This is a genomic window from Streptomyces sp. cg36 (assembly GCF_041080675.1).
Taxonomy (GTDB): Bacteria; Actinomycetota; Actinomycetes; order Streptomycetales; family Streptomycetaceae; genus Streptomyces.
Genome location: NZ_CP163520.1, coordinates 4,381,412 through 4,405,384 on the forward strand (window position 1 = coordinate 4,381,412; position 23,973 = coordinate 4,405,384).

At 72.9% G+C, this 23,973-nt stretch carries 23 protein-coding genes and 1 riboswitch; of the genes, 13 read left to right on the forward strand and 10 right to left on the reverse strand.

Annotated features, from left to right (window positions below; translation table 11 throughout):
• The first annotated feature begins 255 nt into the window (after positions 1–255).
• Positions 256–1,926: a diguanylate cyclase CdgB gene (gene cdgB, locus AB5J87_RS19600; protein ID WP_369378125.1), complete on the forward strand. Its 1,671-nt coding sequence runs from the start codon at positions 256–258 to the stop codon at positions 1,924–1,926.
• 130 nt (positions 1,927–2,056) lie between these two features.
• On the forward strand, positions 2,057–3,061 hold the full coding sequence (locus AB5J87_RS19605; RefSeq protein ID WP_369378126.1) for a CBM35 domain-containing protein: 1,005 nt from the start codon (positions 2,057–2,059) through the stop codon (positions 3,059–3,061).
• Between the two features lie 60 nt (positions 3,062–3,121).
• On the opposite strand, the gene AB5J87_RS19610 is transcribed toward AB5J87_RS19605, so the two are convergent.
• From AB5J87_RS19610 to AB5J87_RS19620, 3 genes are all read right to left on the reverse strand, one after another.
• Entirely contained in the window at positions 3,122–4,042 is a 921-nt protein-coding gene (locus AB5J87_RS19610; protein WP_369378127.1) for a 1-phosphofructokinase family hexose kinase, read from the reverse strand.
• 88 nt (positions 4,043–4,130) lie between these two features.
• On the reverse strand, positions 4,131–5,276 hold the full coding sequence (gene nagA / locus AB5J87_RS19615) for an N-acetylglucosamine-6-phosphate deacetylase (RefSeq protein ID WP_369378128.1): 1,146 nt from the start codon (positions 5,274–5,276) through the stop codon (positions 4,131–4,133).
• Positions 5,276–6,223, reverse strand: coding sequence for an ROK family protein (locus AB5J87_RS19620; protein WP_369378129.1), 948 nt, complete (start codon positions 6,221–6,223; stop codon positions 5,276–5,278). Before AB5J87_RS19620 ends, nagA begins: the two co-directional genes overlap by 1 nt.
• Before the next feature lie 303 nt (positions 6,224–6,526).
• Between AB5J87_RS19620 and AB5J87_RS19625 the strand changes: the two genes are divergently transcribed.
• From AB5J87_RS19625 to otsB, 3 genes are all read left to right on the forward strand, one after another.
• Complete coding sequence (locus tag AB5J87_RS19625; RefSeq protein ID WP_369383588.1) at positions 6,527–7,744, forward strand: extracellular solute-binding protein; 1,218 nt, start codon at positions 6,527–6,529, stop codon at positions 7,742–7,744.
• A gap of 51 nt (positions 7,745–7,795) precedes the next feature.
• A complete protein-coding gene (locus tag AB5J87_RS19630) occupies positions 7,796–8,053 on the forward strand; it encodes a DUF3263 domain-containing protein (protein WP_369378130.1) in 258 nt (85 codons plus the stop codon).
• Positions 8,054–8,120: 67 nt separating this feature from the next.
• A complete protein-coding gene (otsB, locus tag AB5J87_RS19635) occupies positions 8,121–8,963 on the forward strand; it encodes a trehalose-phosphatase (RefSeq protein ID WP_369378131.1) in 843 nt (280 codons plus the stop codon).
• Between the two features lie 435 nt (positions 8,964–9,398).
• On the opposite strand, the gene AB5J87_RS19640 is transcribed toward otsB, so the two are convergent.
• Positions 9,399–10,787 carry a trehalose-6-phosphate synthase gene (locus AB5J87_RS19640; protein WP_369378133.1) on the reverse strand — a complete coding sequence of 463 codons (1,389 nt, stop codon included), beginning with the start codon at positions 10,785–10,787 and terminating at the stop codon, positions 9,399–9,401.
• Between the two features lie 191 nt (positions 10,788–10,978).
• A complete protein-coding gene (locus tag AB5J87_RS19645) occupies positions 10,979–11,926 on the reverse strand; it encodes a glucosyl-3-phosphoglycerate synthase (RefSeq protein ID WP_369378134.1) in 948 nt (315 codons plus the stop codon).
• A 166-nt stretch (positions 11,927–12,092) separates the two neighbouring features.
• A riboswitch (SAM riboswitch) is annotated at positions 12,093–12,220 on the forward strand.
• Positions 12,221–12,237: 17 nt separating this feature from the next.
• Here AB5J87_RS19645 and thrC point away from each other — a divergent pair.
• The 4 genes from thrC to groL all read left to right on the forward strand — a co-directional run bounded on the left by thrC (position 12,238) and on the right by groL (position 16,429).
• On the forward strand, positions 12,238–13,524 hold the full coding sequence (gene thrC, locus AB5J87_RS19650) for a threonine synthase (protein WP_369378135.1): 1,287 nt from the start codon (positions 12,238–12,240) through the stop codon (positions 13,522–13,524).
• Between the two features lie 33 nt (positions 13,525–13,557).
• Positions 13,558–13,833, forward strand: coding sequence for a MoaD/ThiS family protein (locus AB5J87_RS19655; RefSeq protein WP_369378136.1), 276 nt, complete (start codon positions 13,558–13,560; stop codon positions 13,831–13,833).
• A gap of 435 nt (positions 13,834–14,268) precedes the next feature.
• Positions 14,269–14,475: a cold-shock protein gene (locus tag AB5J87_RS19660; protein WP_369378137.1), complete on the forward strand. Its 207-nt coding sequence runs from the start codon at positions 14,269–14,271 to the stop codon at positions 14,473–14,475.
• 331 nt (positions 14,476–14,806) lie between these two features.
• Positions 14,807–16,429, forward strand: coding sequence for a chaperonin GroEL (groL, locus tag AB5J87_RS19665; RefSeq protein ID WP_067162842.1), 1,623 nt, complete (start codon positions 14,807–14,809; stop codon positions 16,427–16,429).
• A 91-nt stretch (positions 16,430–16,520) separates the two neighbouring features.
• On the opposite strand, the gene AB5J87_RS19670 is transcribed toward groL, so the two are convergent.
• From AB5J87_RS19670 to AB5J87_RS19685, 4 genes are all read right to left on the reverse strand, one after another.
• Positions 16,521–17,306: a trypsin-like serine protease gene (locus tag AB5J87_RS19670; RefSeq protein ID WP_369378139.1), complete on the reverse strand. Its 786-nt coding sequence runs from the start codon at positions 17,304–17,306 to the stop codon at positions 16,521–16,523.
• Between the two features lie 180 nt (positions 17,307–17,486).
• Entirely contained in the window at positions 17,487–18,236 is a 750-nt protein-coding gene (locus tag AB5J87_RS19675; RefSeq protein WP_369378141.1) for a hypothetical protein, read from the reverse strand.
• A 94-nt stretch (positions 18,237–18,330) separates the two neighbouring features.
• On the reverse strand, positions 18,331–19,293 hold the full coding sequence (murQ, locus tag AB5J87_RS19680) for an N-acetylmuramic acid 6-phosphate etherase (RefSeq protein WP_369378142.1): 963 nt from the start codon (positions 19,291–19,293) through the stop codon (positions 18,331–18,333).
• A 41-nt stretch (positions 19,294–19,334) separates the two neighbouring features.
• Positions 19,335–20,255: a MurR/RpiR family transcriptional regulator gene (locus tag AB5J87_RS19685; RefSeq protein WP_369378143.1), complete on the reverse strand. Its 921-nt coding sequence runs from the start codon at positions 20,253–20,255 to the stop codon at positions 19,335–19,337.
• Between the two features lie 86 nt (positions 20,256–20,341).
• Between AB5J87_RS19685 and AB5J87_RS19690 the strand changes: the two genes are divergently transcribed.
• Complete coding sequence (locus tag AB5J87_RS19690; protein ID WP_369378145.1) at positions 20,342–20,713, forward strand: hypothetical protein; 372 nt, start codon at positions 20,342–20,344, stop codon at positions 20,711–20,713.
• A complete protein-coding gene (locus AB5J87_RS19695; protein WP_369378147.1) occupies positions 20,710–20,979 on the forward strand; it encodes a DUF4031 domain-containing protein in 270 nt (89 codons plus the stop codon). Before AB5J87_RS19690 ends, AB5J87_RS19695 begins: the two co-directional genes overlap by 4 nt.
• Before the next feature lie 4 nt (positions 20,980–20,983).
• Here AB5J87_RS19695 and AB5J87_RS19700 read toward each other — a convergent pair whose 3' ends face one another.
• Positions 20,984–21,625, reverse strand: a complete 642-nt coding sequence (locus tag AB5J87_RS19700) for a hypothetical protein (RefSeq protein ID WP_369378149.1) — start codon at positions 21,623–21,625, stop codon at positions 20,984–20,986.
• A 118-nt stretch (positions 21,626–21,743) separates the two neighbouring features.
• On the opposite strand from AB5J87_RS19700, the gene AB5J87_RS19705 reads away from it, so the two are divergent.
• Both AB5J87_RS19705 and AB5J87_RS19710 read left to right on the forward strand, forming a co-directional pair.
• On the forward strand, positions 21,744–22,991 hold the full coding sequence (locus AB5J87_RS19705; RefSeq protein WP_369378150.1) for an alpha/beta hydrolase family protein: 1,248 nt from the start codon (positions 21,744–21,746) through the stop codon (positions 22,989–22,991).
• Between the two features lie 198 nt (positions 22,992–23,189).
• Positions 23,190–23,879, forward strand: coding sequence for a copper homeostasis protein CutC (locus AB5J87_RS19710; RefSeq protein WP_369378152.1), 690 nt, complete (start codon positions 23,190–23,192; stop codon positions 23,877–23,879).
• Positions 23,880–23,973: the final 94 nt, after the last annotated feature.

Below are 23,973 nucleotides of genomic sequence, written 5' to 3' on the forward strand. Positions count from 1 at the left end.
GGCATTACTGCCCGTTTGCATTCCGGAATTTCGCGGAGCGCTCCCACCCCTCCGGGGCCGCCTCTCATTACCCCATGTGACTTGAGTCACAGAGCGCAGTAATTGTTGACCCTGTGTACCGAGTGAGCAGCTCGCTGTGATTCAGTGACGGGGACACTGCACGAAAAGCATCCACGGGGAAGTCCGGAAACCAGAGAAGAAGCGCGCCGAATCAGAATCCTGGAGTTGCTGTCGAGGTCTCGGGGAGAGCGAACAATGGAGACCGAGTCGGAGCCGTACGTCCGCCTTGCGACCCTGCGGCAGCTGCATCAGGTGGTCACCGACCTGAACACGGCCCGCAGCCTGGCGGACACGCTGCAGACCGTCGCCGACGGCGTCATCGCCGGGCTCGGATATGAGCTGGCCTGCGTGAACCTCGTACGCCCCGACGGAGACCTCGTCGTCGCCGCCTTCGCCGGAAACGCCGCGGCCGAGGCCCTGATCACCGGCCGCGTCGGCTCCCGGGCCTCCTGGGAGCGCCGGCTGACCATGGGCGAGAGCTGGGGCGACCTGCGGTTCATACCGCACACCGAGGGCTGGGTGCTCCTGGAGGACGACGTCCCGCAGTGGTACACCGAGGGGCCCGAGCCCCGCTTCGAGGACGAGTGGCACCCCCAGGACCGGCTCTACGCCCCGATGTACGCCTCGGGCGGCGGGGGCGAGCTGCTCGGCGTCATTTCCGTCGACAAGCCGCGCAACGGGCGGCGCCCCGGCGCCTGGGGACGCGAAGCGCTCCAGATGTACGCCTCGCAGTCCGCCATTGCGATCAGCAACGCCCGACTTCGCGCAAACATGCAGCGCGCACTGGTCCGCCTGGAGCGCGAGCAGCAGGCGCTGCGGGCCAGCGAGGAGAGCTTCCGGCAGGCGTTCGAGTACGCCCCGTCCGGGATGGCGATCGCCGAGATGGGCGGTGACCAGCACGGACGTCTGCTGCGCACCAATGACGCGCTCTGCCGCCTCCTTGGCCGGCCCGCCGCGGTGATGCGGCGCTACTCGTTCGCCGACCTCGTCCACCCCGAGGACATCGGTCTGCTGCTGCGGACCTCGGCCGAGGGCGGGCGCGCCGAGCTGCGGCTGGGCCGCCGCGACGGCACCTACGTCTGGGTGTCGCTGCGCAACTCGGTCGTCGCCGATACCGCCGACGGTCCCCGTTTCCTGCTCACCCACGTCGAGGACATCGAGGAGCGCAAGCGGCACGAGCTCCAGCTCGCCCACCGCGCCTCGCACGACTCCCTCACCGGCCTGCCCAACAGCGCCGAACTGCGCGCCCGCCTCTCCGCCCGCCTCTGCCAGCGGCCCTACGCGGTGGGCGCGACGGCGGTCGAGGTGCTGGACGCGGCGTACGGGGCGGCGTACGACGGGCGCGGCGAGACCCCCGGGCACGCGGTGTGCGCCCCCGGCGGCTTCGACTTCGAGCCGGTCCCGGGCGGCGGCCCCTTCGACCACCACGTCCACACGGTGGCGCCCGAGGGCGACGAGGACGACGGCACCAAGGGCCTGGCGGTCCTCTTCTGCGACCTCGACGGCTTCAAGTCCATCAACGACCGGTTCGGCCACAACACCGGCGACGCCGTCCTCATCGAGGTCGCCCGCCGCCTCACCACCGGGGTGCGGGACGGGGACACGGTCGCCCGGCTCGGCGGCGACGAGTTCGTGGTCCTCGCCGACGGCCTGGGCGCGGCCGACGCGGCCGACCTCGCGGTGCGGCTGCGCAACGCGATCATCCCCCCCATCCGGGTGGACGGCCGCGCGGTCCGGGTGGGGGCGAGCTTCGGCATCGGCTGGGCCAGCTGCGGCATGTCGGTGGAAGAGGTGCTGCGCTCCGCCGACCAGCGGATGTACATCGAGAAGCGGTCGCGCGCCAAGGTCCACCGGCGGGCCGGCTGACCCCCGCCGCGCCGCCGCGCGCCCCGGCCGCCGGCGCCGCCCGCCGACGAGGTCACAGCCATGGGGTCGGCCGTTCGGGGTAGGCTCGGCCGGTCGGCGACGGCTGGCGAACAGTGAGGAGTGACCCCGGATGACGCCCGGCAACAACGGCGCGAGCACGCCCGAGGACGACGATCCGTTCGGCTATCTGTACGCGGACGGGCAGGCATCCGGTGCCACCCCGCCCCGCACCGGTGGCTACGGCTACCCGGGCCCGGCCGCCCCCCAGCAGCCCGGCGTGCCCAGAACCTCGTACAACCAGGTGCGCACGGTCGGGGAGCGCCAGTACGGGCAGGTCCCGCAGCAGCCCTACGGGCAGCCCCAGCAGCCCCAGCAGCCCTACGGGCAGCCGCCGCAGCAGTACGGCCAGCAGCCGTACGGGCAGCCCACCGCGCAGTACGCGGCGCCCGAGACGTACCCCGGCGGTGCCCCCTCCCGTCCGGCGCCCCCCGCCGACGGCGGGCGCGGCGGGCGCGGGCCCAACACCAAGGGCCTGCTGATCGGCGCGGTCGCGGTGGTCGCGGCGGTCGTCATCGGCATCGGCGTGGCGCTGCTCAGCAACAGCGACGGCGACAAGAAGGACGACACGGCGAAGCCCCCGGCGGGCGGCGGCTCCGCCGGCACCTCCCAGCAGCCCTCCACCCCGCCCACCAACTCGGCCTCCGCGCCCGCGGACCTGCCCAAGCAGGACGCGGCGACGCTGAAGCTGACCGGTGGCGCGGCCCTGGGCAAGGACGTGCCGGGCGCGGTCGGCGCGGGCGGCAACTACGTGACGCTGAACACCGCCGGGGCCGCGGCGACCTGGACGTTCGACGTGCCGCAGAGCGGCGCGTACACCATGTTCATCAACTACGGCGTGCCCGGCAAGGACGCCAAGACGACCCTCGTCGTCAACGGCAATCCGCCCACGAAGATAAACATGGCCAACTTCGCGAAGGCCCAGCCGGGGGCGTGGGACAAGGGCTGGACCCACACCTACTCGTGGATCAACCTCAACAAGGGGTCGAACACGATCAAGATCTCCTGCGAGCAGGGCGACCAGTGCGAGACCAATCTCGACCAGGTGTCGCTGAAGGCCGGCCAGGTCCGGAACTGACGAGCGGGACCCGCAGTGGGCCAGGGGCCGTCGACACCAGGTGTCGGCGGCCCTTCGCCGTCAGGCCGGGTGCTCGCTCACCCGCACCCCGGGCAGCAGCTCCTCGTAGGCGGCCGGATCGAACTCCCCGGCCGCCGGTGCCAGGACCGTCGCCGTCGACAGGGCCACCGCCCGGGTCAGCCGGGCCGGCCAGGGCAGCCCCTCCACCAGGGAGGAGAGCAGGGCCGCCACCGCCGAGTCGCCCGCGCCCGTCGGATTGCCCCGGACCGGGGCGGGCGGGACCGCCTGCCAGACGCCCTCCGGGGTGACCGCGAGCAGGCCCTCGGGGCCGAGCGAGGCGACCACGGTGCGCGCGCCCCGGCGGCGGGCGTCGCGGGCCGCGCGCAGCGGCTCGCGGGAGCCGGTGAGCCGGGCCAGCTCGTCCAGGTTCGGCTTGATCAGGTCGGGCCGGGCGGCGAGGCCGCGGCGCAGCGGTTCGCCGCTGGTGTCCAGGAGGACCGGGACGGCGGCGGCGCGGGCCCGGCGGATCAGATCGGCGTAGGCGCCGACCGGGACCCCGGGCGGCAGGCTGCCGCAGAGGGCCACCGCGTCCGCCCCGCGCAGCAGCGGCTCGTACGCCGCCAGGAACGCCTCCCACTCCTCGGCCGTGATGTGCGGGCCGGGCTCGTTGAGCTGGGTGGTGTCGCCGGTGGCCGCGTCGACCACGGCGATGGTGCGGCGGGTGGTGCCGGCGACCGGGACCAGCGCGTCGACCGGGGCCAGCGGGGCGAGCAGCTCGCGCAGCACCTCGCCGGTGCGGCCCCCGGCGAAGCCGGTGACGACCGTGGAGTGGCCGAGCGCGGCCAGTACCCGGGCGACGTTGACGCCCTTGCCGCCGGGCCGCTCGGTGACCTCCTCCACATGGTGCGCGGCGTGCGGGACCAGGGCGGGCACCCGGTAGGTGAGGTCGAGCGCGGTGTTCAGCGTGACGGTGAGGATCACGAGGTGATCATGCCAAAAGGACGGTGACCGGCCCAGACCCCGCGGGGCCCGGATCCGGTCACCGTGTGCCGTGCGCGTGCGAAACGGCTCAGCCCAGGGCGGGCGCGACCACCCATGCGCCGCGCCGCATCACGCCCTTGAGCGCGAAGTCCTCGCCCAGGACCACCAGGTCGGCGTGTTTGCCGGGCTCCAGGGAGCCGACCGTGTCGTAGACGCCGAGCAGCCGCGCGGGATTGGCCGAGATCGCGCGGACGGTGTCCTCCACGGAGAGGCCGTCCACGGTCACCGCGCGCTGGAAGGCCCGGTCCAGGGTGAGCGTGGAGCCCGCGATGGAGCCGCCCTCGACCAGCCGGGCCACGCCCTCCTTGACCTCGACCTCCAGCGGCCCCAGGTGGTAGAGCCCGTCGCCGAACCCGGCCGCGTCCATGGCGTCGGTGATGAACGCGACCCGCCCGCCGCCCTTGTGGTGGAAGGCGAGTTCCAGGGAGGCGGGGTGCAGGTGCGTGCCGTCGTTGATCAGCTCGACGGTGATCCGCTCGTCCTCCAGGAGCGCGGCGATCGGGCCGGGCGCGCGGTGGCCGAGCGCGGGCATCGCGTTGTAGAGGTGGGTGGCGACGGTGGCGCCCGCGTCGATCGCCTCGACCGTCTGCTCGTACGTGGCGTCGGTGTGCCCGATGGCGGCGATCACGCCGTGCTCGGCGAGCAGCCGCACCGAGTCCAGGCCGCCGGGCAGCTCGGTGGCGAGCGTGAACATCTTGGCGGTGCCCCGGGCCGCGTCCATCAGCTTGCGCACCTCGGCCGGGTCCGGGTGGCGCAGCAGGTCCTCGCTGTGCGCGCCCTTGCGGCACGGCGAGATGAACGGGCCCTCGAAGTGGATGCCCGCCAGGTCGCCCTGCTCCACCAGCTCGGAGAGGAGCCCGGCCCGCTGGGCCAGGAAGTCCATCTCGCCGGTGACGGTGGAGGCCACCAGGGTGGTGGTGCCGTGCAGCCGGTGGGTGTGGACGCCCTTGAGGACGTCCTCGACGGTGCCGTTGGTGAAGGAGGCGCCGCCGCCGCCGTGCACGTGCATGTCGACGAAGCCGGGGACCACCCAGTGGCCCGTGAGGTCGACGCGGTCGGCGCCCTCCGGCGCGCTTCCGGCGATCTTCCCGCCCTCGACGATCACGCGTCCGTTCTCGACGACGCCGGTCGGCAGGACGACACGGGCGCCGGAGAGAACCTTGCTGGTGGCCATCAGGCGGTTACCTCCGCGGAGTCGGTGGAGTCGGTGAGCAGGTCCCAGGCGAGCAGGCCCGCGCCCAGGCAGCCCGCGGTGTCGCCGAGGGCGGCCGGAACGATGGCGGGCAGCTTCTGGAACGTCACGCGCTCCTCCACGGCCGCCCGCAGCGGTACGAACAAGGTTTCCCCGGCTTCGGCCAGCCCGCCACCGATGATCAGGGTGCGGGGGTCGAGCAGGGTGAGGGCGGTGACCAGGCCGTCGGCGAGCGCGTCGACCGCGCCCTGCCACACGGCGAGCGCCGCCGGGTCGCCGGACTCGACGGCCTTGGCGCAGTCCGCCGCGTCCGCGTCCGGGTCGCCGCTGGCCTCGGCCCACGCCTGGGTGACGGCGGAGGCGGAGGCGAGCCGCTCCAGGCAGCCGCGCTGGCCGCAGCCGCACGGGACGCCGCCGGGGCGCACCACGATGTGGCCGATCTCGCCCGCGTAGCCGTGGGCGCCGGGTTCGATGCGGCCGTCGATGCCGATGGCCCCGGCGATGCCGGTGCCGAGCGGGATGAAGAGGAAGCGGTCGGCGCCCTTGCCGGCGCCGATCCGGCCCTCGGCGAGGCCGCCGGTGCGCACGTCGTGGCCGAGGGCGACCGGTACGCCGTCGAGCCGCTCGCTCAGCAGCCGCCGCATCGGGACGTCGCGCCAGCCCAGGTTGGCCGCGTAGACCGCGATGCCGTTCTCGGCGTCGACGATGCCGGGCACGGCGACGCCGGCCGCCCGCGCGCTCTCGCCGAAGTGCTCCTCGCCGTAGGTGCGCAGCTCGGCGGCGAAGTCGAGGATCGACTCGACCACGGCCTCGGCGCCGCGCTCGCGGCCGGTGGGCCTGCGCGCCTCGTGGAGCAGGCCGCCGTCCGCCCCGATGAGGGCGGCCTTCATGCCGGTGCCGCCCACATCCAGGGCGATGACGTGTCTCACGGGGGACAGTCTGACCCGTTCACCCATGAAAGGTCTAGTCCACTCACCGTGTGCCGGGTAAGCGTTTTCCCAAGTGCCCCCGGGATTACGGCCGTACGAGGACGCCTGGAGCGGCAGAAGTTGCGGAAGTGAGACCCGATTGGTGTAGACCTCAACCCCGGCCGCACGAGAGGATCGCAGCTCATGTAGACAGGACGTTGCTAACAGGACGTTCACCAGGAACCGACTGGCGAACAACGAGGGTGGGCAGGGCACGTGCAGCGGCGCTTCATCAATCTGACGGCGGCTGTCGCCGCGCTCGGCATGACGGCGGGCCTGGCGGGCTGCGGCAGCGACAGCGGCTCCGGCGACGCCACCCTCAAGCTGGTCGTCGCGGACTACGACATCGCGGGCGGCGACAGCACCAAGACGTACTGGCACGACCTGGTCGCCGACTTCGAGAAGGCGAACCCGCGCATCAAGGTCGAGGTCTCCGTCTACTCCTGGGACGTCGTCGACGCCAAGGTCGCGGAGATGGTGAAGGCGGGCAAGGCCCCCGACATGGCGCAGATCGGCGCGTACTCCGACTACGCCGCCGGCGGCAAGCTCTACTCCGTCGACCAGCTGCTCTCCATCCCCGTCCAGGCGAACTTCCTGGCGCCGCTGGCCGACGCGGGCGAGATGAAGCGGGTCCAGTACGGCATCCCCTTCGTCGCCTCCACCCGGCTGCTCTTCTACAACCAGACGCTCTTCGACAAGGCGCACATCAAGGCGCCCACGACCTGGGCGCAGCTGGAGGCCGACGCCAAGGCGCTCAGGGCCAAGGGGGTCAAGACCCCGTTCGCGCTGCCGCTCGGCAGCGAGGAGGCCCAGGCCGAGACGATGCAGTGGCTGCTCAGCGGCGGCGGCGGGTACGTCAACCAGACGACCGGGTACGACATCGACTCCCCGGACAACATCAAGACGTTCCAGTGGCTGAAGAAGAACCTGGTCGAGGAGGGCCTCACCGGGCCCGTCGCGCCCGGCAAGCTCAACCGGCAGACCGCGTTCGACGCCTTCGCCAAGGGCGAGGTCGGCATGCTCAACGGGCACCCCTCGCTGATGCAGCAGGCCCGCAAGAAGGGCGTGAAGTTCGGGATGGTCCCGCTGCCCGGCACCGAGGGCAGGTCGAAGGCGACCATGGGCGTCGCCGACTGGATCATGGGCTTCAAGCAGAACGGCCACCGGGAGCAGATCGGCAAGTTCCTGGACTTCACGTTCAACGACAAGAACGTGCTGTCCTTCGCCGACAAGTACGACCTGCTGCCCGCCACCCGTACGGCGTCCCAGGCGATGCAGAACGACGGCAAGCACCAGGACCTCAACGAGTTCCTGGCCGCGCTGCCGACCTCGGAGCTGCCGCCGGTCGGCAAGACGTCCTGGCCCAAGGTCAGCGAGACGATCAAGAAGCGGATCGGCGACGCGGTCTCCCCCAACGGCGACCCCAAGACGGTGCTGGAGCAGATCGCCAAGGTGGCCACCGAGGCGGAGAACGCGGAGTAGTGCGCACCGGGCGCCGGGCCGTTGTCGGACCCCGGCGCTACGTTGGACCGTATGACTGACGACGACGACCGGGACGCGGCCGGCGGGCTCGGCGAGCGGGCCCGGGCCGTCCTCGCGCTGGAGCGGCGGTCCTGGGCCGGGCCCGGGGCCAAGGAGCGGGCCGTCCGCGAGCGGCTCGGCATCTCGCCGACCCACTACTACCAGCTCCTCAACGCCCTGCTGGACGACGAGCGCGCCCTCGCCCACGACCCGGTCACCGTCAACCGCCTGCGCCGGATACGGGAGGGGCAGCGGGAGCGGCGGGGGTGAGCCGGTCCGCGGGTCCGCCCCCCGGTGCCATGGCTGCGGTCCGGCGTGCGCCGCTAGGGTCGTAGCCATGGGCAGCCAACCGCACCCCCTGCCGACCCCCGCCACCGCCGCCGGACGTGAGGCGCTCGCCGCGATCGTGGCCGAGCCCGGGAGGGCCGTGGTCGCCCTCGACTTCGACGGCACCCTCGCCGAGATCGTCCCCGACCCGGAGCGGGCCCGCGCCCACCCCGGCGCCGTCCCCGCGCTGGCCGCGCTCGCCCCGAAGGTGGCCTCCATCGCGGTGATCACCGGCCGCCCGGCGGGCGTGGCCGTACGGTACGGGGGCTTCGCGGGCGTTCCCGGCCTCGAACACCTGGTGGTCCTCGGCCACTACGGGGCCGAGCGCTGGGACGCGGTCACCGGCACCGTCCGCGCCCCCGCCCCGCACCCCGGCGTCACCGCGGCCAGGGCCGAGCTGCCCGGGGTGCTGGACGCGCACGGGGCGTGGCGCGGGACCTGGATCGAGGAGAAGGGGCAGGCCGTGGCGGTCCACACCCGCCGGGCCACCGACCCCCGGGCCGCCTACGCCGCGCTGCGCGACCCGCTGGCCGCGCTGGCCACCCGGCACGGCCTCGTCCTGGAGCCCGGCCGCCTGGTCCTGGAGCTGCGCCCGCCGGGCATGGACAAGGGGGTCGCGCTGGCGGAGTACCTGCGGGAGGTGGGCGCGGGTTCCGTCCTGTACGCCGGGGACGACCTGGGCGACCTCCCCGCGTTCGGCGCGGTGGAGAAGCTCCGCTCGGAGGGGGTCCCGGGCCTCCTGGTGTGCAGCGGCTCGACGGAAACCCCAGACCTGGCAGACCGATCAGACCTCCTGCTCCCGGGCCCGGAATCAGTGGTCCAACTCCTGAAGACCCTGTCGGAGACCCTGTAGCCCACAGCCCCGAAGGAACGCGCCCCGAAGGGGCGCGTGACAAGGGGCGCGGGGAACTGCGCGAGAAGCGAGCACGGCCCGCAGAAGAGGAACCGCCACAGGGGCGCGCCCCGAAGGGGCGCGGGGAACGGCGCGACCAGCCCCCACGGTCCGCAGCAAAACACCTGGGCAGCCCGCAGGGGCGCGTCCAGGGGGGCGCGGGGAACTGCGCGAGAAGCGAGCACGGCCCGCAGAAGAAGAACCGCCACAGGGGCGCGCCCCGAAGGGGCGCGGGGAACTGCGCGACCAGCCCCCACGGTCCGCAGCAAAACACCTGGGCAGCCCGCAGGGCGCGTCCAGGGGGCGCGGGCAACGGCGCGAGCAAGCCGGCACGGCCCGCAGCCACTCCCCGGCCGCCCGCCAGAGGGCTTAAGGGAACGGGCGGGGTGGGGAACCTCAGCCCCGCAGAGCCTCCAACTGCTCCAGGAACCACCGCTGCGGCGACAACGCACTCCCCGCAGCAGCGAGCCGCTTACTACGAGCCCCCCGCTCCTCCACCCCCATCGACAACGCCTCGTGCAACGCGGAAGCCGTCCCCGAAACGTCGTACGGATTCACCGACACCGCGTCCTCCCGCAGCTCCTCCCACGCCCCCGCCTCCCGCGACAGCACCAGCGCACACCCGTCGTCGGAGACCACCGGCACCTCCTTGGCCACCAGGTTCATCCCGTCCCGGATGGGGTTGACGAGGGCCACGTCCGCGAGCCGGTACGCCGCGAGGGAGCGGGCGAAGTCGTCCTCGACGTGGAGGATCACCGGAGTCCAGTCCGGCGTCCCGTACGCCGAGTTGACGGCCTCGGCGAGCCGGGACACCTCGGCCGTGTAGTCCCGGTACACCGCCAGGTCCTGCCGCGACGGATAGGCGAACGCCACGTGCACCACCCGCCCGCGCCACTCGGGCCGGTCGGCCAGCAGCTGGCGGTAGGCCAGCAGGCCCCGCACGATGTTCTTGGACAGCTCCGTGCGGTCCACCCGCACGATCGTCCGGCGGCCGGGCCCGATCTGCTTCCGCAGCGCCGCCATCCGCTCCTCGACGTCCGGCTCGTGGGCGCGCCGCCGCAGGAACTCCGCGTCCGCGCCGAGCCCGTGCACCCCGATCCGGGTGGCCCCGGTGCCGCCCAGCACGTCCGCGCAGCAGCGGCTGAACGCGTCGGCCCAGCGCCGGGTGAGGAAGCCCAGCCGGTCCGCGCCGAGCATCCCGCGCAGCAGCTGGGCGGCCACGTCGTCGGGGAGCATCCGGAAGTACTCCGGCGGCGCCCACGGGGTGTGCGAGAAGTGGCCGATCCGCAGGTCGGGGCGGAGTTCCCGGAGCATGCCGGGGACCAGGGCGAGGTGGTAGTCCTGGACGAGGACGGCCGCCCCGTCCGCCGCGTCCTCGGCCAGCGCCGCCGCGAACGCCCGGTTGTACGTCTCGTACGCGGCCCACCGCCGCCGGAACTCCGCGTCGAAGACCGGCTCCAGGGGCGTCTGGTACAGCATGTGGTGGACGAACCACAGCACCGAATTGGCGATCCCGTTGTACGCGTCCGCGTGCACGTCCGCGTCGATGTCGAGCATCCGCACGCCCGCCTCGTCCGCGCTGCCGCGCCGCACGGCCTCCCGGTCGCCGTCGCCGAGCGCGGCGCACACCCACAGGGCGTCCGCCTCGCCGCCGATGGCGGACAGACCGGAGACCAGCCCGCCGCCGCCGCGCCGGGAGGAGAGCGTCCCGTCGGGTTCGAGGGCGTACGAGACGGGGCCGCGGTTGGACGCGACGAGAACCTGGGCAGCGCGCGCGGGGACCATGGAGACGAACCTAGCCCGTCCCCGAATGCCTCAAACGTGCGAAGCCCGGGACGGCCCCCGACGGCCACCGGCCGCTCAGCCGCCCGGCGCACGCCGTACGGGTCCGCGCCACCCGGCGCACGGCGTACCCGTACGCGCCCGCGCGGCGCACCTCGTACCGGTCCGCGCCACCCGGCGCCCCGCGCCCCCGACTACGCCGCCCGGTGCACCGCGTACTCGTCGATCTCGCGCATCGGGGGCCGTTCCTCGGTGTCCACCGCGTACGTGCGCGGCACGAAGCCGTCCTCGCCGCGTTCGAACTGGGTCAGCGAGGGGCGGACCAAGTGGGCGCGGGAGAGCCGCAGTTGGGCCGTGCGGTAGATCGCCGCGGCCATCCGGCCGAGCGCCTGCCCGTCCTGGTGGCGGTGTTTGCGCACGCCCACGTCCACCTGGGCCAGCGCGTCCAGGCCCACCGTGTGCAGCGCGTCCACCAGCAGCCCCAGCTCCACTCCGTAACCGACGGGGAAGGGGAGCCGCTCCAGCAGCGTGCGGCGGGCCGCGTACTCGCCGCCGAGCGGCTGCACGAAGCCGGCCAGCTGCGGCCAGTGCAGATTGAGCAGCGGCCGGGCCACGAGTTCGGTGACCCGCCCGCCCTGACCGGGGGAGTCGCCGAACGGCCGGTCGTACATCGCCTTGACGAAGTCCACGTCCGGATCGGTCAGCAGCGGGCCGACGATCCCCGAGACGAAGCCGGGGTCGAAGTCCTTCAGGTCCGCGTCGATGAAGCAGACGACGTCACCCGTGGTGACCAGCAGCGACCGCCACAGCACCTCGCCCTTGCCGGGCAGCGCGGGCAGCCGGGGCAGGATCGCGTCCCGGTGCACCACCCGGGCACCGGCCTTCTCGGCGACCTCGGCGGTGCGGTCGGTGGAGCCGGAGTCGACCACCACCAGCTCGTCCACCAGCGGCACGGCGTCGCTCATCAGCGCGCGCCGGATCGCGGCCACGATGTCACCGACCGTGGCCTCCTCGTCGAGCGCGGGCAGGACCACGCTGACCGTGGTGGCGGTACGGCGCTTGGCGGCCATGACCGCGTCCAGCGGACGGTCGGCGGCCGACCAGGAACGCCTGCTCAGCCAGCGCTCCACCTCTTCCAACACGGGCCCGGGCCTCCTCGTAGCGGTCCTGATGTGATCCATCTCGCGGTTCGGACGACTATCTCAACCGTCCGCGCCTTCGGTTACAGTCTTGAACAACGCGGATGGCCGTCGCATGTCGGGGGTCGTCGCGCGAACAAACGCCTGGGTCCCGGACCCAGTGCCACAGCGCTCATCCAGAGGGACTGAGGGAACGGCCCGTTGAAGTCCCGGCAACCCTCCTGCCGACCGCGAGGTATCGGTGGGGAAGGTGCCAATTCCGTCTCATGGCGAAATGCGCCATGGGGAAGATGAGGAGAAAGGGCCTCGCCATCATGGCTGTGCACACCGTCAGCAACGCCACCACCACCGTGAATCTCGGTCCCGCCGTCGCGCTTTCCTGCCGGGAATGCGGCGAGCGGTTCGACCTCGGCCCGATCTTCGCCTGCGCCCTGTGTTTCGGCCCGCTCGAAGTCGCGTACGACCTTCCCACGGGTGACCCCGAGGCGCTCCGCAAGCGCATCGAAGCGGGCCCGGAGAACATCTGGCGCTATGCGCCCCTGCTGCCCGTTCCGGCCAATGTGGCTGAAAAGCCCAACCTGAATCCCGGATTCACCAAGCTCGTCAAGGCCGACAACCTCGCCCGCGAGCTGGGTGTCACCGGCGGCCTGTACGTGAAGGACGACTCCGGCAACCCGACGCACTCCTTCAAGGACCGCGTCGTCGCGATCGCCGTCGAGGCCGCCCGCGCCTTCGGCTTCACCACGCTCTCCTGCTCCTCCACCGGCAACCTCGCGGGCGCCGTCGGCGCCGCCGCCGCCCGCGCCGGCTTCCGCTCCTGCGTGTTCATCCCGCACGACCTGGAGCAGGGCAAGGTCGTCATGGCCGCGGTCTACGGCGGCGAGCTGGTCGGCATCGAGGGCAACTACGACGACGTCAACCGCTTCTGCTCGGAGCTCATCGGCGACCCGCTCGGCGAGGGCTGGGGCTTCGTCAACGTCAATCTGCGCCCGTACTACGGCGAGGGCTCCAAGACCCTGGCGTACGAGATCTGCGAGCAGCTCGGCTGGCGGCTGCCCGACCAGATCGTCATCCCGATCGCCTCGGGCTCGCAGCTCACCAAGATCGACAAGGGTCTCCAGGAGCTCGTCAAGCTGGGTCTGGTCGAGGACAAGCCGTACAAGATCTTCGGCGCCCAGGCCGAGGGCTGCTCGCCGGTCTCCACCGCCTTCAAGGCCGGGCACGACGTGGTCCGCCCGCAGAAGCCGAACACCATCGCCAAGTCGCTGGCGATCGGGAACCCGGCGGACGGCCCGTACGTCCTGGACATCGCGCGGCGCACCGGCGGCGCGGTCGAGGACGTCGACGACGAGCAGGTCGTCGACGCGATCAAGCTGCTGGCCCGGACCGAGGGCATCTTCGCCGAGACGGCGGGCGGCGTGACCGTCGGCGTCACCCGGAAGCTCATCGAGAACGGCCTGCTCGACCCGGCCCTGACCACCGTCGTCCTCAACACGGGCGACGGCCTCAAGACCCTCGACGCGGTGGCGCCGACCACTGGACCGACCGCGACCATCCGCCCGAGCCTGGACGCGTTCCGCGACGCCGGCCTGGCCGGCTGACCCACCGCTCCGGAAGCACGGAAGGCAGAAGACATGAGCGTCAACGTCCGCATCCCCACCATCCTCCGTACGTACACCGGCGGCGCCGCCGAGGTCGCGGCCGAGGGGGCCACCCTCGCCGAGGTCATCGCCGACCTGGAGAAGAACCACACCGGCATCGCCGCCCGGGTCCTGGACGACCAGGGCAAGCTGCGCCGCTTCGTCAACGTGTACGTGAACGACGACGACGTCCGCTTCGAGCAGGGCCTGCAGACGGCCACGCCGGACGGCGCCGGGGTCTCGATCATCCCGGCCGTCGCCGGCGGCTGATCCGACGCGCCCCAAGGGCCCCGGAAGATACGCTGCGTTACCTGAATTGCCCCCTCCGCAAGCTAAGCGGAGGGGGCAATTCAGTGTGGTTGAGCGCGGTACAGTGGGGAAGTCCCCTTCGTTGTGCGTGCCGCATGCATATGAGAACGCGACGAACCGGCGTCGAGAAGCAGTCAAAGTGTTCGAGCATATTGCGCCTTAAGTGCGCTTTGCCCGGCCCGACTTGCCCCGGAATGCTGAATTTCGCGGCATTCCGCTCTTCCCCCCTGCCCTGAATTCTCGTCCGATTGACCTGTTGCAGAGGGCAGTTGGGCAGATACATTCAGCCGCGGTCGACGCGTTCCGGCGCACACCCTCTCCTGTCGGAGGGTGGAGGTCTGACCCGGGTCCGCGAAGTGCGGCTCCGTGCAAGGGCCAGTAATAGGGGAGTTAGGCATGGCTCAGGGCACCGTCAAGTGGTTCAACGCGGAGAAGGGGTACGGCTTCATCGCGGTCGACGGTGGTGCGGATGTTTTCGTCCACTACAGCGCGATCCAGATGGACGGCTACCGCACCCTTGAAGAAGGTCAGCGAGTCGAGTTCGAGATCTCGCAGGGCCAGAAGGGTCCGCAGGCGGACATGGTCAAGCTCGCCGCAAGCTGATCTCGGCGCGATCGACCACCGACGCACTCACGCACGTGGGGCCCGCATCCTCTGTAAATGGATGCGGGCCCCACGTGTGTGTCCGGACCCCCGCCGACGGCCCCGCCGGGGCGTCCGGGACCCGGCCGGGTCGGTGGGACGGCCTTGCACTCTCCTGGGTCGAGTGCTAATCATTGGGCTTAGCACTCTCCGAGTGAGAGTGACAGAACTTGGATCGGGTCGGTGAGGTCCGCGAGCCGCGTGGGAAGGAACCACAAGGCGCGCAGGCCGTCCGTCGCGGGCGCCTCCTCGATCCGGAGCAATCCACCCCTGTCCGGGAGGACCACTTCACATGGCCAAGATCATCGCGTTCGACGAGGAGGCCCGGCGCGGCCTGGAGCGCGGCATGAACCAGCTCGCCGACGCCGTCAAGGTCACCCTTGGCCCCAAGGGTCGCAACGTCGTCCTTGAGAAGAAGTGGGGCGCCCCCACGATCACCAACGATGGTGTCTCCATCGCCAAGGAGATCGAGCTCGAGGACCCGTACGAGAAGATCGGCGCCGAGCTGGTCAAGGAAGTCGCCAAGAAGACGGACGACGTCGCCGGTGACGGTACGACCACCGCGACCGTCCTCGCCCAGGCGCTGGTGCGCGAGGGCCTGCGCAACGTGGCCGCCGGTGCCAACCCGATGGCGCTGAAGCGCGGCATCGAGAAGGCCGTCGAGGCCGTCTCCGGCGCGCTGCTGGAGCAGGCGAAGGATGTCGAGACCAAGGAGCAGATCGCTTCGACGGCCTCCATCTCCGCCGCCGACACCCAGATCGGCGAGCTCATCGCCGAGGCGATGGACAAGGTCGGCAAGGAAGGCGTCATCACGGTCGAGGAGTCCCAGACCTTCGGTCTGGAGCTGGAGCTCACCGAGGGCATGCGCTTCGACAAGGGCTACATCTCGGCGTACTTCGCGACCGACATGGAGCGCATGGAAGCCGCGCTCGACGACCCGTACATCCTGATCGTCAACTCGAAGATCGGCTCGGTCAAGGACCTGCTGCCGCTCCTCGAGAAGGTCATGCAGTCGGGCAAGCCGCTCCTGATCATCGCCGAGGACGTCGAGGGCGAGGCCCTGTCGACCCTGGTCGTGAACAAGATCCGCGGCACCTTCAAGTCCGTCGCCGTCAAGGCCCCGGGCTTCGGCGACCGCCGCAAGGCCATGCTGAACGACATCGCCATCCTCACCGGCGGCACGGTCATCTCCGAGGAGGTCGGCCTCAAGCTGGAGAACGCGGGCCTCGACCTGCTCGGCCGCGCCCGCAAGGTCGTCATCACCAAGGACGAGACCACCATCGTCGACGGTGCCGGTGACAGCGAGCAGGTCGCCGGTCGCGTGAACCAGATCCGCGCCGAGATCGAGAACTCGGACTCGGACTACGACCGCGAGAAGCTCCAGGAGCGTCTGGCGAAGCTGGCCGGCGGCGTGGCCGTCATCAAGGCCGGCGCCGCCACCGAGGTGGAGCTCAAGGAGCGCAAGCACCGCATCGAGGACGCCGTGCGCAACGCGAAGGCGGCCGTCGAGGAGGGCATCGTCGCCGGCGGTGGCGTGGCCCTGCTCCAGGCTTCCTCGGTCTTCGAGAAGCTGGACCTGTCGGGTGACGAGGCGACCGGCGCCAACGCCGTGAAGCTCGCCCTGGAGGCCCCGCTCAAGCAGATCGCCGTCAACGGTGGCCTTGAGGGCGGCGTCGTCGTCGAGAAGGTGCGCAACCTGGCCGTCGGCCACGGTCTGAACGCCGCGACCGGCGAGTACGTCGACATGATCGCCGAGGGCATCATCGACCCGGCGAAGGTCACGCGCTCCGCGCTGCAGAACGCCGCGTCGATCGCCGCGCTGTTCCTCACCACCGAGGCCGTCATCGCCGACAAGCCGGAGAAGGCCGCCGCGGCGGCTCCGGGCGGCATGCCGGGCGGTGACATGGACTTCTGAGCCACGGCTCAGCGGTTCCAGGCTGTACGCCGAGGGCGGCACCCCCTGCACGGGGGTGCCGCCCTCGGGCGTTTCCGCCCGGCCCCGGCGGCTACTTGAGGCCGATCTCCGGGCCCACGGTGGCGACGTTGGTGAAGACCGAGACCGGGAACTCGGCGTTGCAGAACTTGTTGCCCGCCGAGACGATGCCGACGATCACGTCGCCCGCGACCAGCGGGCCGCCGGAGTCGCCCGAGCAGACGCTGTCGGTCCGGCCCTTGGTGGAGGTGCCGCACAGCTTCAGGGTGGGGTCGTCGGTCGCCATGAACGGGTCGCACGCGGCGGGCGCGGAGAGCGTCAGCGTGGCCTTCTTGAGCTTCTGGCCCAGGGTGTCGGTGGCGGTCAGGCCCCAGCCGTAGACGGTGGCGGTGCGGCCGTTCGCGTACAGCGCCGCGTCCTTCTTGGTCGCCACCCGCAGCGTCTTGTACGGGAGAGGCTTGTCGAGCGTGATGACGGCGGCGTCGTGCTCCAGGCTCCAGTTGTACTTGGGCGCCACCTTGGCCGACTTCACGTGCCGCACCTGCCCGGCCTTCGACTTCAGATCGGTGCGCCCGCCGATGACCAGGAGGCCCTTGGGGTCGGGCGAGTTCTTGACGCAGTGACCGGCCGTCAGCACCTTGTCCGGGGCGATGAGCGCGCCGCCGCACCACTGCGAGCCGTCCGGGTTCTCCAGGACGACCATGAACGGCGCGGCCTGCGTGGTGCTGCCCGAGCCGCCGTACACGGCGCTGGCGGGGGTGGCGGCGACGGCCACGAGGGCGGCGGCGGTGGTGACCAGACCACCCGCGAACAGGCGGCGGCGGGTGGTCTTGGAGCGCGTGGGCAGGGTCGTGGACATGGCTGTTCCCCGTGTTCTGGTGGGAGGTGGTGGGGGCCGGAGCGGCCGGTGCCCTCACTGTGCCGCCCGGCCCGGCCCGGCCGCCAGGGGCTCCGGATGATCAGGGACGCCGGAACGTTTCCACCCCTTTGACCTGCGAAAACGTCCAACCCTGGAACGCCGGGGTGGGACGGCAGCGGCCTAGTGGGAGGCCGCGTCGCAGCGGCCTTCCGAGACGTTGACGAAGAGGTGCACGTACGAGGAGCGGTATCCGGGGGGTGCGCCCGGCGGGGGCGCAGAGTCCACCGGGACCTTCGAGATCCGCAGACAGAACGCGGCGTCGGTGCCCGGCCCGGTCACGGTGTAGTCGTCGGCGTCGGGACCGCCCGCGCGGGAGACCAGGGCGCCGGGCCCCTCGCCGGTGTCGTCGATGGCCTTGTCGATGTACATCTCCAGCCCCAGGAACCGGTCGTAGACGACCGGCTCCTCCTGGAGCGCCTCCGCGGCTTGGCGCACCGCGCTGCGCAGCTCGCCCGAGCTCCAGTTGGAGCTGTCGTGGAGCCACCAGAAGCCGATGACCACGGCGGCCAGCGAAACGAAGATCATGGTGAGCCCGGCCGGGTTGCGCGGGTTGTAGGCCCGCCCCCCGCCCAGGCCCTTGCCCCAGCCGACCCGGATGAAGACGGGCTCCTCGCGGGGGTGGTCGCCGGGGTGGCCGGCGCGTCTGGCGGCGGGCCGGTCGGCGGGCTGGCCGACGGGTCGGTCACCGGGTTGGTCGTCGCCGGGTTGGCCACCGGGCCGGCCGGAGGGCCGGTCGCCCGGCTGTTCGGCGGCGCGGGCGGCAGATCGGTCGCCGGGCCGGTCGGCGGGCTGGCCGGCGGGTCGGTCGCCGGGGCTGTCGGCAGGTCGGTCGGCGGGGTGGCGGTCAGCTGGTGGGTCCGACTCGGTCATGACAAGGATCGTAGGACCGGCCGGGGCGCGCGGATCTTGTCCGTACGCTTCTGTGACAGCCCTGTGGCGGGCCGCGCCCCGGACCGGTCGCGGATCAGCCGCCGGACCCCGGCCGCTCCCCGCCGGGCTTTTCGGCGGCCCGCTCCAGCGCCGCCCGCAGCCGGCCGTCCGACTCGGCGAGGAGCCGGGCCGCGGTGGCCGCGTCGACCTCGCCCAGGATCGTCAGGATCGCGTCCTTCACCTCGCCGCCGGTGGCCGCGAGGGCCGCCTCGATCGCGGGCTCGTCGGCGCCGGTGGCCAGCGCCACGATGTGCCGGGAGCGGGCGCGCAGCTTCTCGTTGGAGGCGCGCACGTCCACCATCAGGTTCCCGTACGTCTTGCCGAGCCGGATCATCGTGATCGTCGAGATCATGTTGAGGACGAGCTTCTGCGCGGTGCCGGACTTCAGCCGGGTCGAGCCGGTCAGCAGCTCGGGCCCCACCACCACCTCGATGCCGTGCTCGGCGGCGGCGGCGAGCGCCGAACCGGCGTTGCAGGAGAGCCCCACGGTCAGCGCCCCCCGCGCGCGGGCGTGCTCGACCGCGCCGACCGCGTACGGGGTGCGGCCCGAGGCCGAGACGCCGACGACGGTGTCCAGCTCGGTCAGCCCCAGCGCGTCCAGATCGGCCGCCGCCAGCTCCCGGGAGTCCTCGGCGCCCTCGACGGCCGAGGCGATCGCGGCCGGGCCGCCCGCGATCAGCCCGACGACCTGGGCGGGGTCGGTGTTGAAGGTGGGCGGGCACTCGCTGGCGTCCAGCACGCCGAGCCGCCCGGCGGTGCCCGCGCCCGCGTAGACGAGCCGGCCGCCGCGGGCCATCCGCTCGGCGGTGGCGTCGATGGCGGCGGCGATCTGCGGAAGGCGGTCGGCGACGGCGGCGGGTACCGTGGCGTCCTCGCCGTTCATGATCCGGGCGATCTCGGCGGTCGGCAGCCGGTCGATCCCGGCGAGCTCGGGCCGGAACGCCTCGGTGGTCAACGCGGCCAGCTGGGCGCGGAGTTCCCCGTACGTGGAAGTCATGGGAGCGCTGCTCTTTCCGTACGTGTGCGAGGCACCCGGGGTCAGCGGGTGCGCGGGCTGTGGCGGTGGGCGAGGGCCTCGTAGGAGGCGGCGAGCGCGGGGGCGGCCGTCTCGTACGTGCGCTGGGCGATGCCGATGAAGAGGCAGTCCACGACGAGGAGCTGACTGGTCCGGGACGACATCGCGGCCGGGCGCAGCTCGCTCTCGCGGGCGGTCGACGTGGTCAGTACGTGGTCGGCGTACTGGGAGACGGGGCCGTCGGGGCGGCCGGTGATGGCGATGGTGGTGGCGCCCCGGTCGAAGGCCACCCGCAGCGGCTCGATGACGTCGCCGGTGGAGCCGGAGTGGGTGATGGCGACGGCCGCGTCCCCGGCCCGCAGCTGCACCGCGTTGGTGACGGCGAGGTGCGGATCGGTGTGGGCGTGCGCGATCAGCCCGATCCGCAGCAGCTTCTGGGCGAGGTCCTGGCCCACCAGCGAGGAGGCCCCGACGCCGTAGATGTCGATGCGGCGGGCCTGGGCGAGGGTGGCGACGGCGGCGCCGAGCTGGACGGTGTCCAGGGCGGCGGCGGTGTCGGCGAGCGTCTGCTGCTCGTCGTGGGCGAGCTTGGCGACGACGTCCGCGATCGGGTCGTCCACCGCTATGTCGGCGGTGACGGCCGGGGCGCGCCCGGACTGCTGCTGGGCGGCGAGCCCGGCGAGCGCCAGGCGCAGATCGCGGTAGCCGGGGTAGCCGAGCAGCCGGGCGGTGCGGACCACGGTGGCCTCGCTGGTGCCGGTGCGCTCGGCGAGGCCCGTGACGGTGAGGGCGGCGCACCCGGCCGGGTCCTGGGCGACGGCCTCGGCGACGCGCTGCATGGAACGGGTCATGGAGGGCGCCAGGGTGCGCACCTTGGCCGCGAGCGCGGCGGGCGGGGGCGGCGCCTCGCGGCCGGTGAAGGTTTCCTTCACGTCATGGTTCACCCTTGAAAGATATTTTCGCAGGTGGGGCGGGGTCAACCCTCCGGGAGCGGGCGGGCGCGCGGGGCCACAGGGGTGACAATGGCTGCATGGACGACGTCGACCCCCTGGAGCAGTCCCTGCACGCGGCCCGCGCACTGGTGCTGGCGGACCTGGCCGCGCGCGAGGTGGCCTGGGCCGACGTGGTCTCGCTGGTCGAGGACGCGGTGACGCACCGCCGCTGGTGGGTGGAGCAGTGGCCGGACGGCGCGGCGTACGTGGCGGGGCTGGTCGCCCAGGACGTGCAGGACGCGCTCCTGGAGAAGTACGGCCGCTGGCCGATCTGCCCGGTGTGCGACGCCGGTGACCCGCACGCGCTGGACGTGGAGCCCGAGCTCGGCCCCGACCCGCACTGGGTGTGCGGCAAGGCGGGCGTGACGGTGGCCCCGGTCGGCGGCCTCGGCGCGGGCCCGGCCGCATGACGGTCTACATCGACCCCCCGACCTGGCCGGGCCACGGCCGCATGTGGTCGCACCTGGTCAGCGACGTCTCGTACGAGGAACTGCACACGTTCGCCGCGGCCATCGGCTGCCCGCCGCGCGCCTTCGAACGCGACCACTACGACGTCCCCGAGGCGCGCTACGCGGACGCGGTGCGGGCCGGGGCGGTGGAGATCGGCTCCAAGGAACTGGTGCGCCGCCTGACGACCGCGGGCCTGCGCCGGCCGAAGGGGCGGCCGGCGCGGTAACGGCTCACCCCGTCAGCAGTGCCAGCTCCGTCGTCAGGTTCTCGCGTGCCCTCGCCTCCCACTCCCTCGTGCCGTGCGGGGTGCGGAACAGTCTCGGCAGGGACAGGAGCTGGCGCAGGACCGCGGCGCGGCCGGTGCGGAACGCCTCGTCGGGGACGAAGGCGTACTCCTCGCGCACGGCCGCCGCGTACGCCGCGTACGCCTCCTCGTCCCCGGCCAGCACCGCGAGGTCGGCGTCGCACAGGACCTCGCCGTCGGTGTCGCCCTCGTGCGGGTCGTGGGTGACGGTGAGGCGGACCAGGCGGGCGACCTCGGCGGTGTCGGCCCGGCCCAACCCGGCCTCCGGCAGGGCCCGTTCGGCCTGTGCCGCGCTGCGCTCCTCGTTCTCGGAGCGGTCCGGGCGGTAGACGGCGTCGTGGAACCAGGCGGCCAGGCGCACGAGTTCGGGGGAGCCGGCGTGCCCGGCCAGGGTGTCGACGTGGCGCAGCACCGCCGCCAGGTGGTCGGCGGTGTGGTACGCGCGGTGCGGCTCGGTCCACTGGGCGAGCAGGCGGTCGGCGTACGGGTCCGGGTCCGGGCCGGGGCCGCCCCGGGCGGCGGTGAGGGTCCGGTTCCAGCGGGCGCGGAGGTCGTCGAGGTCGGCCATGGGTGCGAGGGTAGCCAGTGCCGCGCCCCGCGCCGCTTCGGACCCTCGGGGTAACCCCCCGGCCCGGCCGGGGGCGCGCCGGATGGGGCGGGGGGCCGTTCTCCGCGAGGGTGGAGCCATGGATGCCTCGCTCTCCCGCCGTGGTCTGCTGTCCGTCGCCGCCCTCGCCGCCGCCGCTTCCGTGACCGGCCTGCCGCGCGCCGCCGCCGCGTCCGGCGCCGCGCCCGCCCGCCTGCGCCTCACCCTGCCCGCCCCGACCGGCCCGCACCCTGTCGGCACCGTCGCGCTGCGGCTGGTGGACCGGGCGCGGCGCGATCCCTGGGTGCCGTCGCGGGGCCGGCGGGAGCTGATGGTGAGCGTGCGGTACCCGGCGCGGGACGTGCGCGGGTACCCCCGGGCCCCGCAGATGGCGCCGGGCGAGGCCGCCGCGTACGACCTGGCCAGTGGCCTCGGCGAGGACCTGCCGCCGGGCCGCGTCGACTGGGCGGCGACCCTCAGCCACGCGCACACCGGCGCCCCCGCCGCCGGTGACCGCCTGCCCGTCGTCCTGTACTCGCCGGGCGCGGGCGACCCCCGCACGCTGGGCACCGACCTCTGCGACGAACTCGCCTCGCACGGCTACGCGGTGGTGATGGTCGACCACACCCATGACGCCGGGGCGGTGGAGTTCCCGAACGGCCGGGTGGAGCGGACGGTGCTGTTCGACGAGTACGCGCGGGCGCGCAAGAAGGGGCCGAAGGCGCTGGTCGCGTTCTTGAAGAAGGTCGCGGACGTACGGGTCGCGGACGCCCGTTTCGTACTGGACCGGCTCGGGGCGCTGCCCGGCGGCCTCGGGGCGCGGCTGGACCCGTGCGCGATCGGCATGTTCGGCCAGTCGGCGGGCGGCTTCGCCGCCGCCCAGACCCTGCACGACGACCGCCGGGTGCGGGCCGCGCTCAACATGGACGGCGTGATGGGCTACACCCAGCGCGACGACGACCCCTCCCACCCCTCCACGGTCGCCACCGACGGCGTGGACCGCCCGCTGCTGCTCATGGGCATGGAGGGCGACGACCACCACACCGTGGCGTCCTGGGGCGCGGCCTGGGAGCACAGCACGGGCTGGCACCGCGACCTCACCCTGACCGGCGCGGCCCACGCCTCCTTCACCGATCTCCAGTACCAAGTGCCGCAGATCGTAAGGGGGTTGGGCCTGGACGACTCCGTCCGCACCAAGAACGTGGGCAGCCTCGACCCGGAGCGGTCGGTGGCCGCGCAGCGGGCGTACGTGAGGGCCTTCTTCGACCGGTGGCTGCGGGGCGGGGACCCGGCGGGGCTGCTGGACGGGCCGTCGGCGCGGTGGCCGGAGGTGCGGTTCGTGGCGTGAGGGGCCCGCGCGGGGCTGGGCGGGGATCGGGTGGGTGCGGGGAGGGCTCCGGCCCTCCTCGCACCACTCCCATACCCCTAGGTGGTATCTGATCCGGCCGTTTCGGTTTTGGTGTCCATGCGGCTGGGCATGTCGGCGCGTAGGCTTGTTATTGGACTAGACCTGTCGACGTGTAGGCAGCCGAGGAATTGGGGTCAGATGAGCAACCGTGCACTGCTTGAGGTGATCGCTCTCGACGCGGAGGACGCGCGCGCGGCGCAGGCCGGCGGGGCGGACCGGCTGGAGCTGGTCACCGACATGGCGGCCGACGGACTGACCCCCTCCCGCGAGGCGTTCGCGGCGATCCGCGCCGCCGTGGACATCCCGCTGCGCGTGATGCTGCGGGCGGCGGACGGCTTCGCCGCCGGTGACGTGGACGCGCTCGTCCGCGACGCGCGGGCGCTGCGGGCCGAGGGCGCCGACGAGTTCGTGCTCGGGTTCCTCGACGAGACCGGGGCGCCCGACATGACGGCGGTGCGGGCGCTGGTGGCGGAGCTCGACGGGTGCCGGTGGACGTTCCACCGCGCCATCGACCGGGCGGCCGACCGCGACGCCCTGCGCAAGGAGCTCTCCGGCCTGGCCGGGCTCGACACGTATCTGACGGCCGGGTCGGCCCGGGGCGTCGACGACGGCCTGACCACGCTGGTCGCCGAGGCGGGCCGGGCGGGGGAGCCGGGCTACGAGCCGCGCATCCTGGTCGGCGGCGGGCTGCGCCTGGACCACCTGCCCGAGCTGCTGGCGGCCGGGGTCGACGCGGTCCACATCGGCGGCGCCTCGCGCCCCCACGGCTGGGACGCGCCGGTGGCGGCGGAAGCGGTCGCCGAGTGGCGCGGGGCGCTGGACGCGTAACGGGCGGACCGGCGGGGCGCGCGACGGGATCACCGGGCGAGGGGCGGGCCGCCGGGCCTGCCGCCCGGGTCGCCGGGCCTCCCGCCCGGGTCAC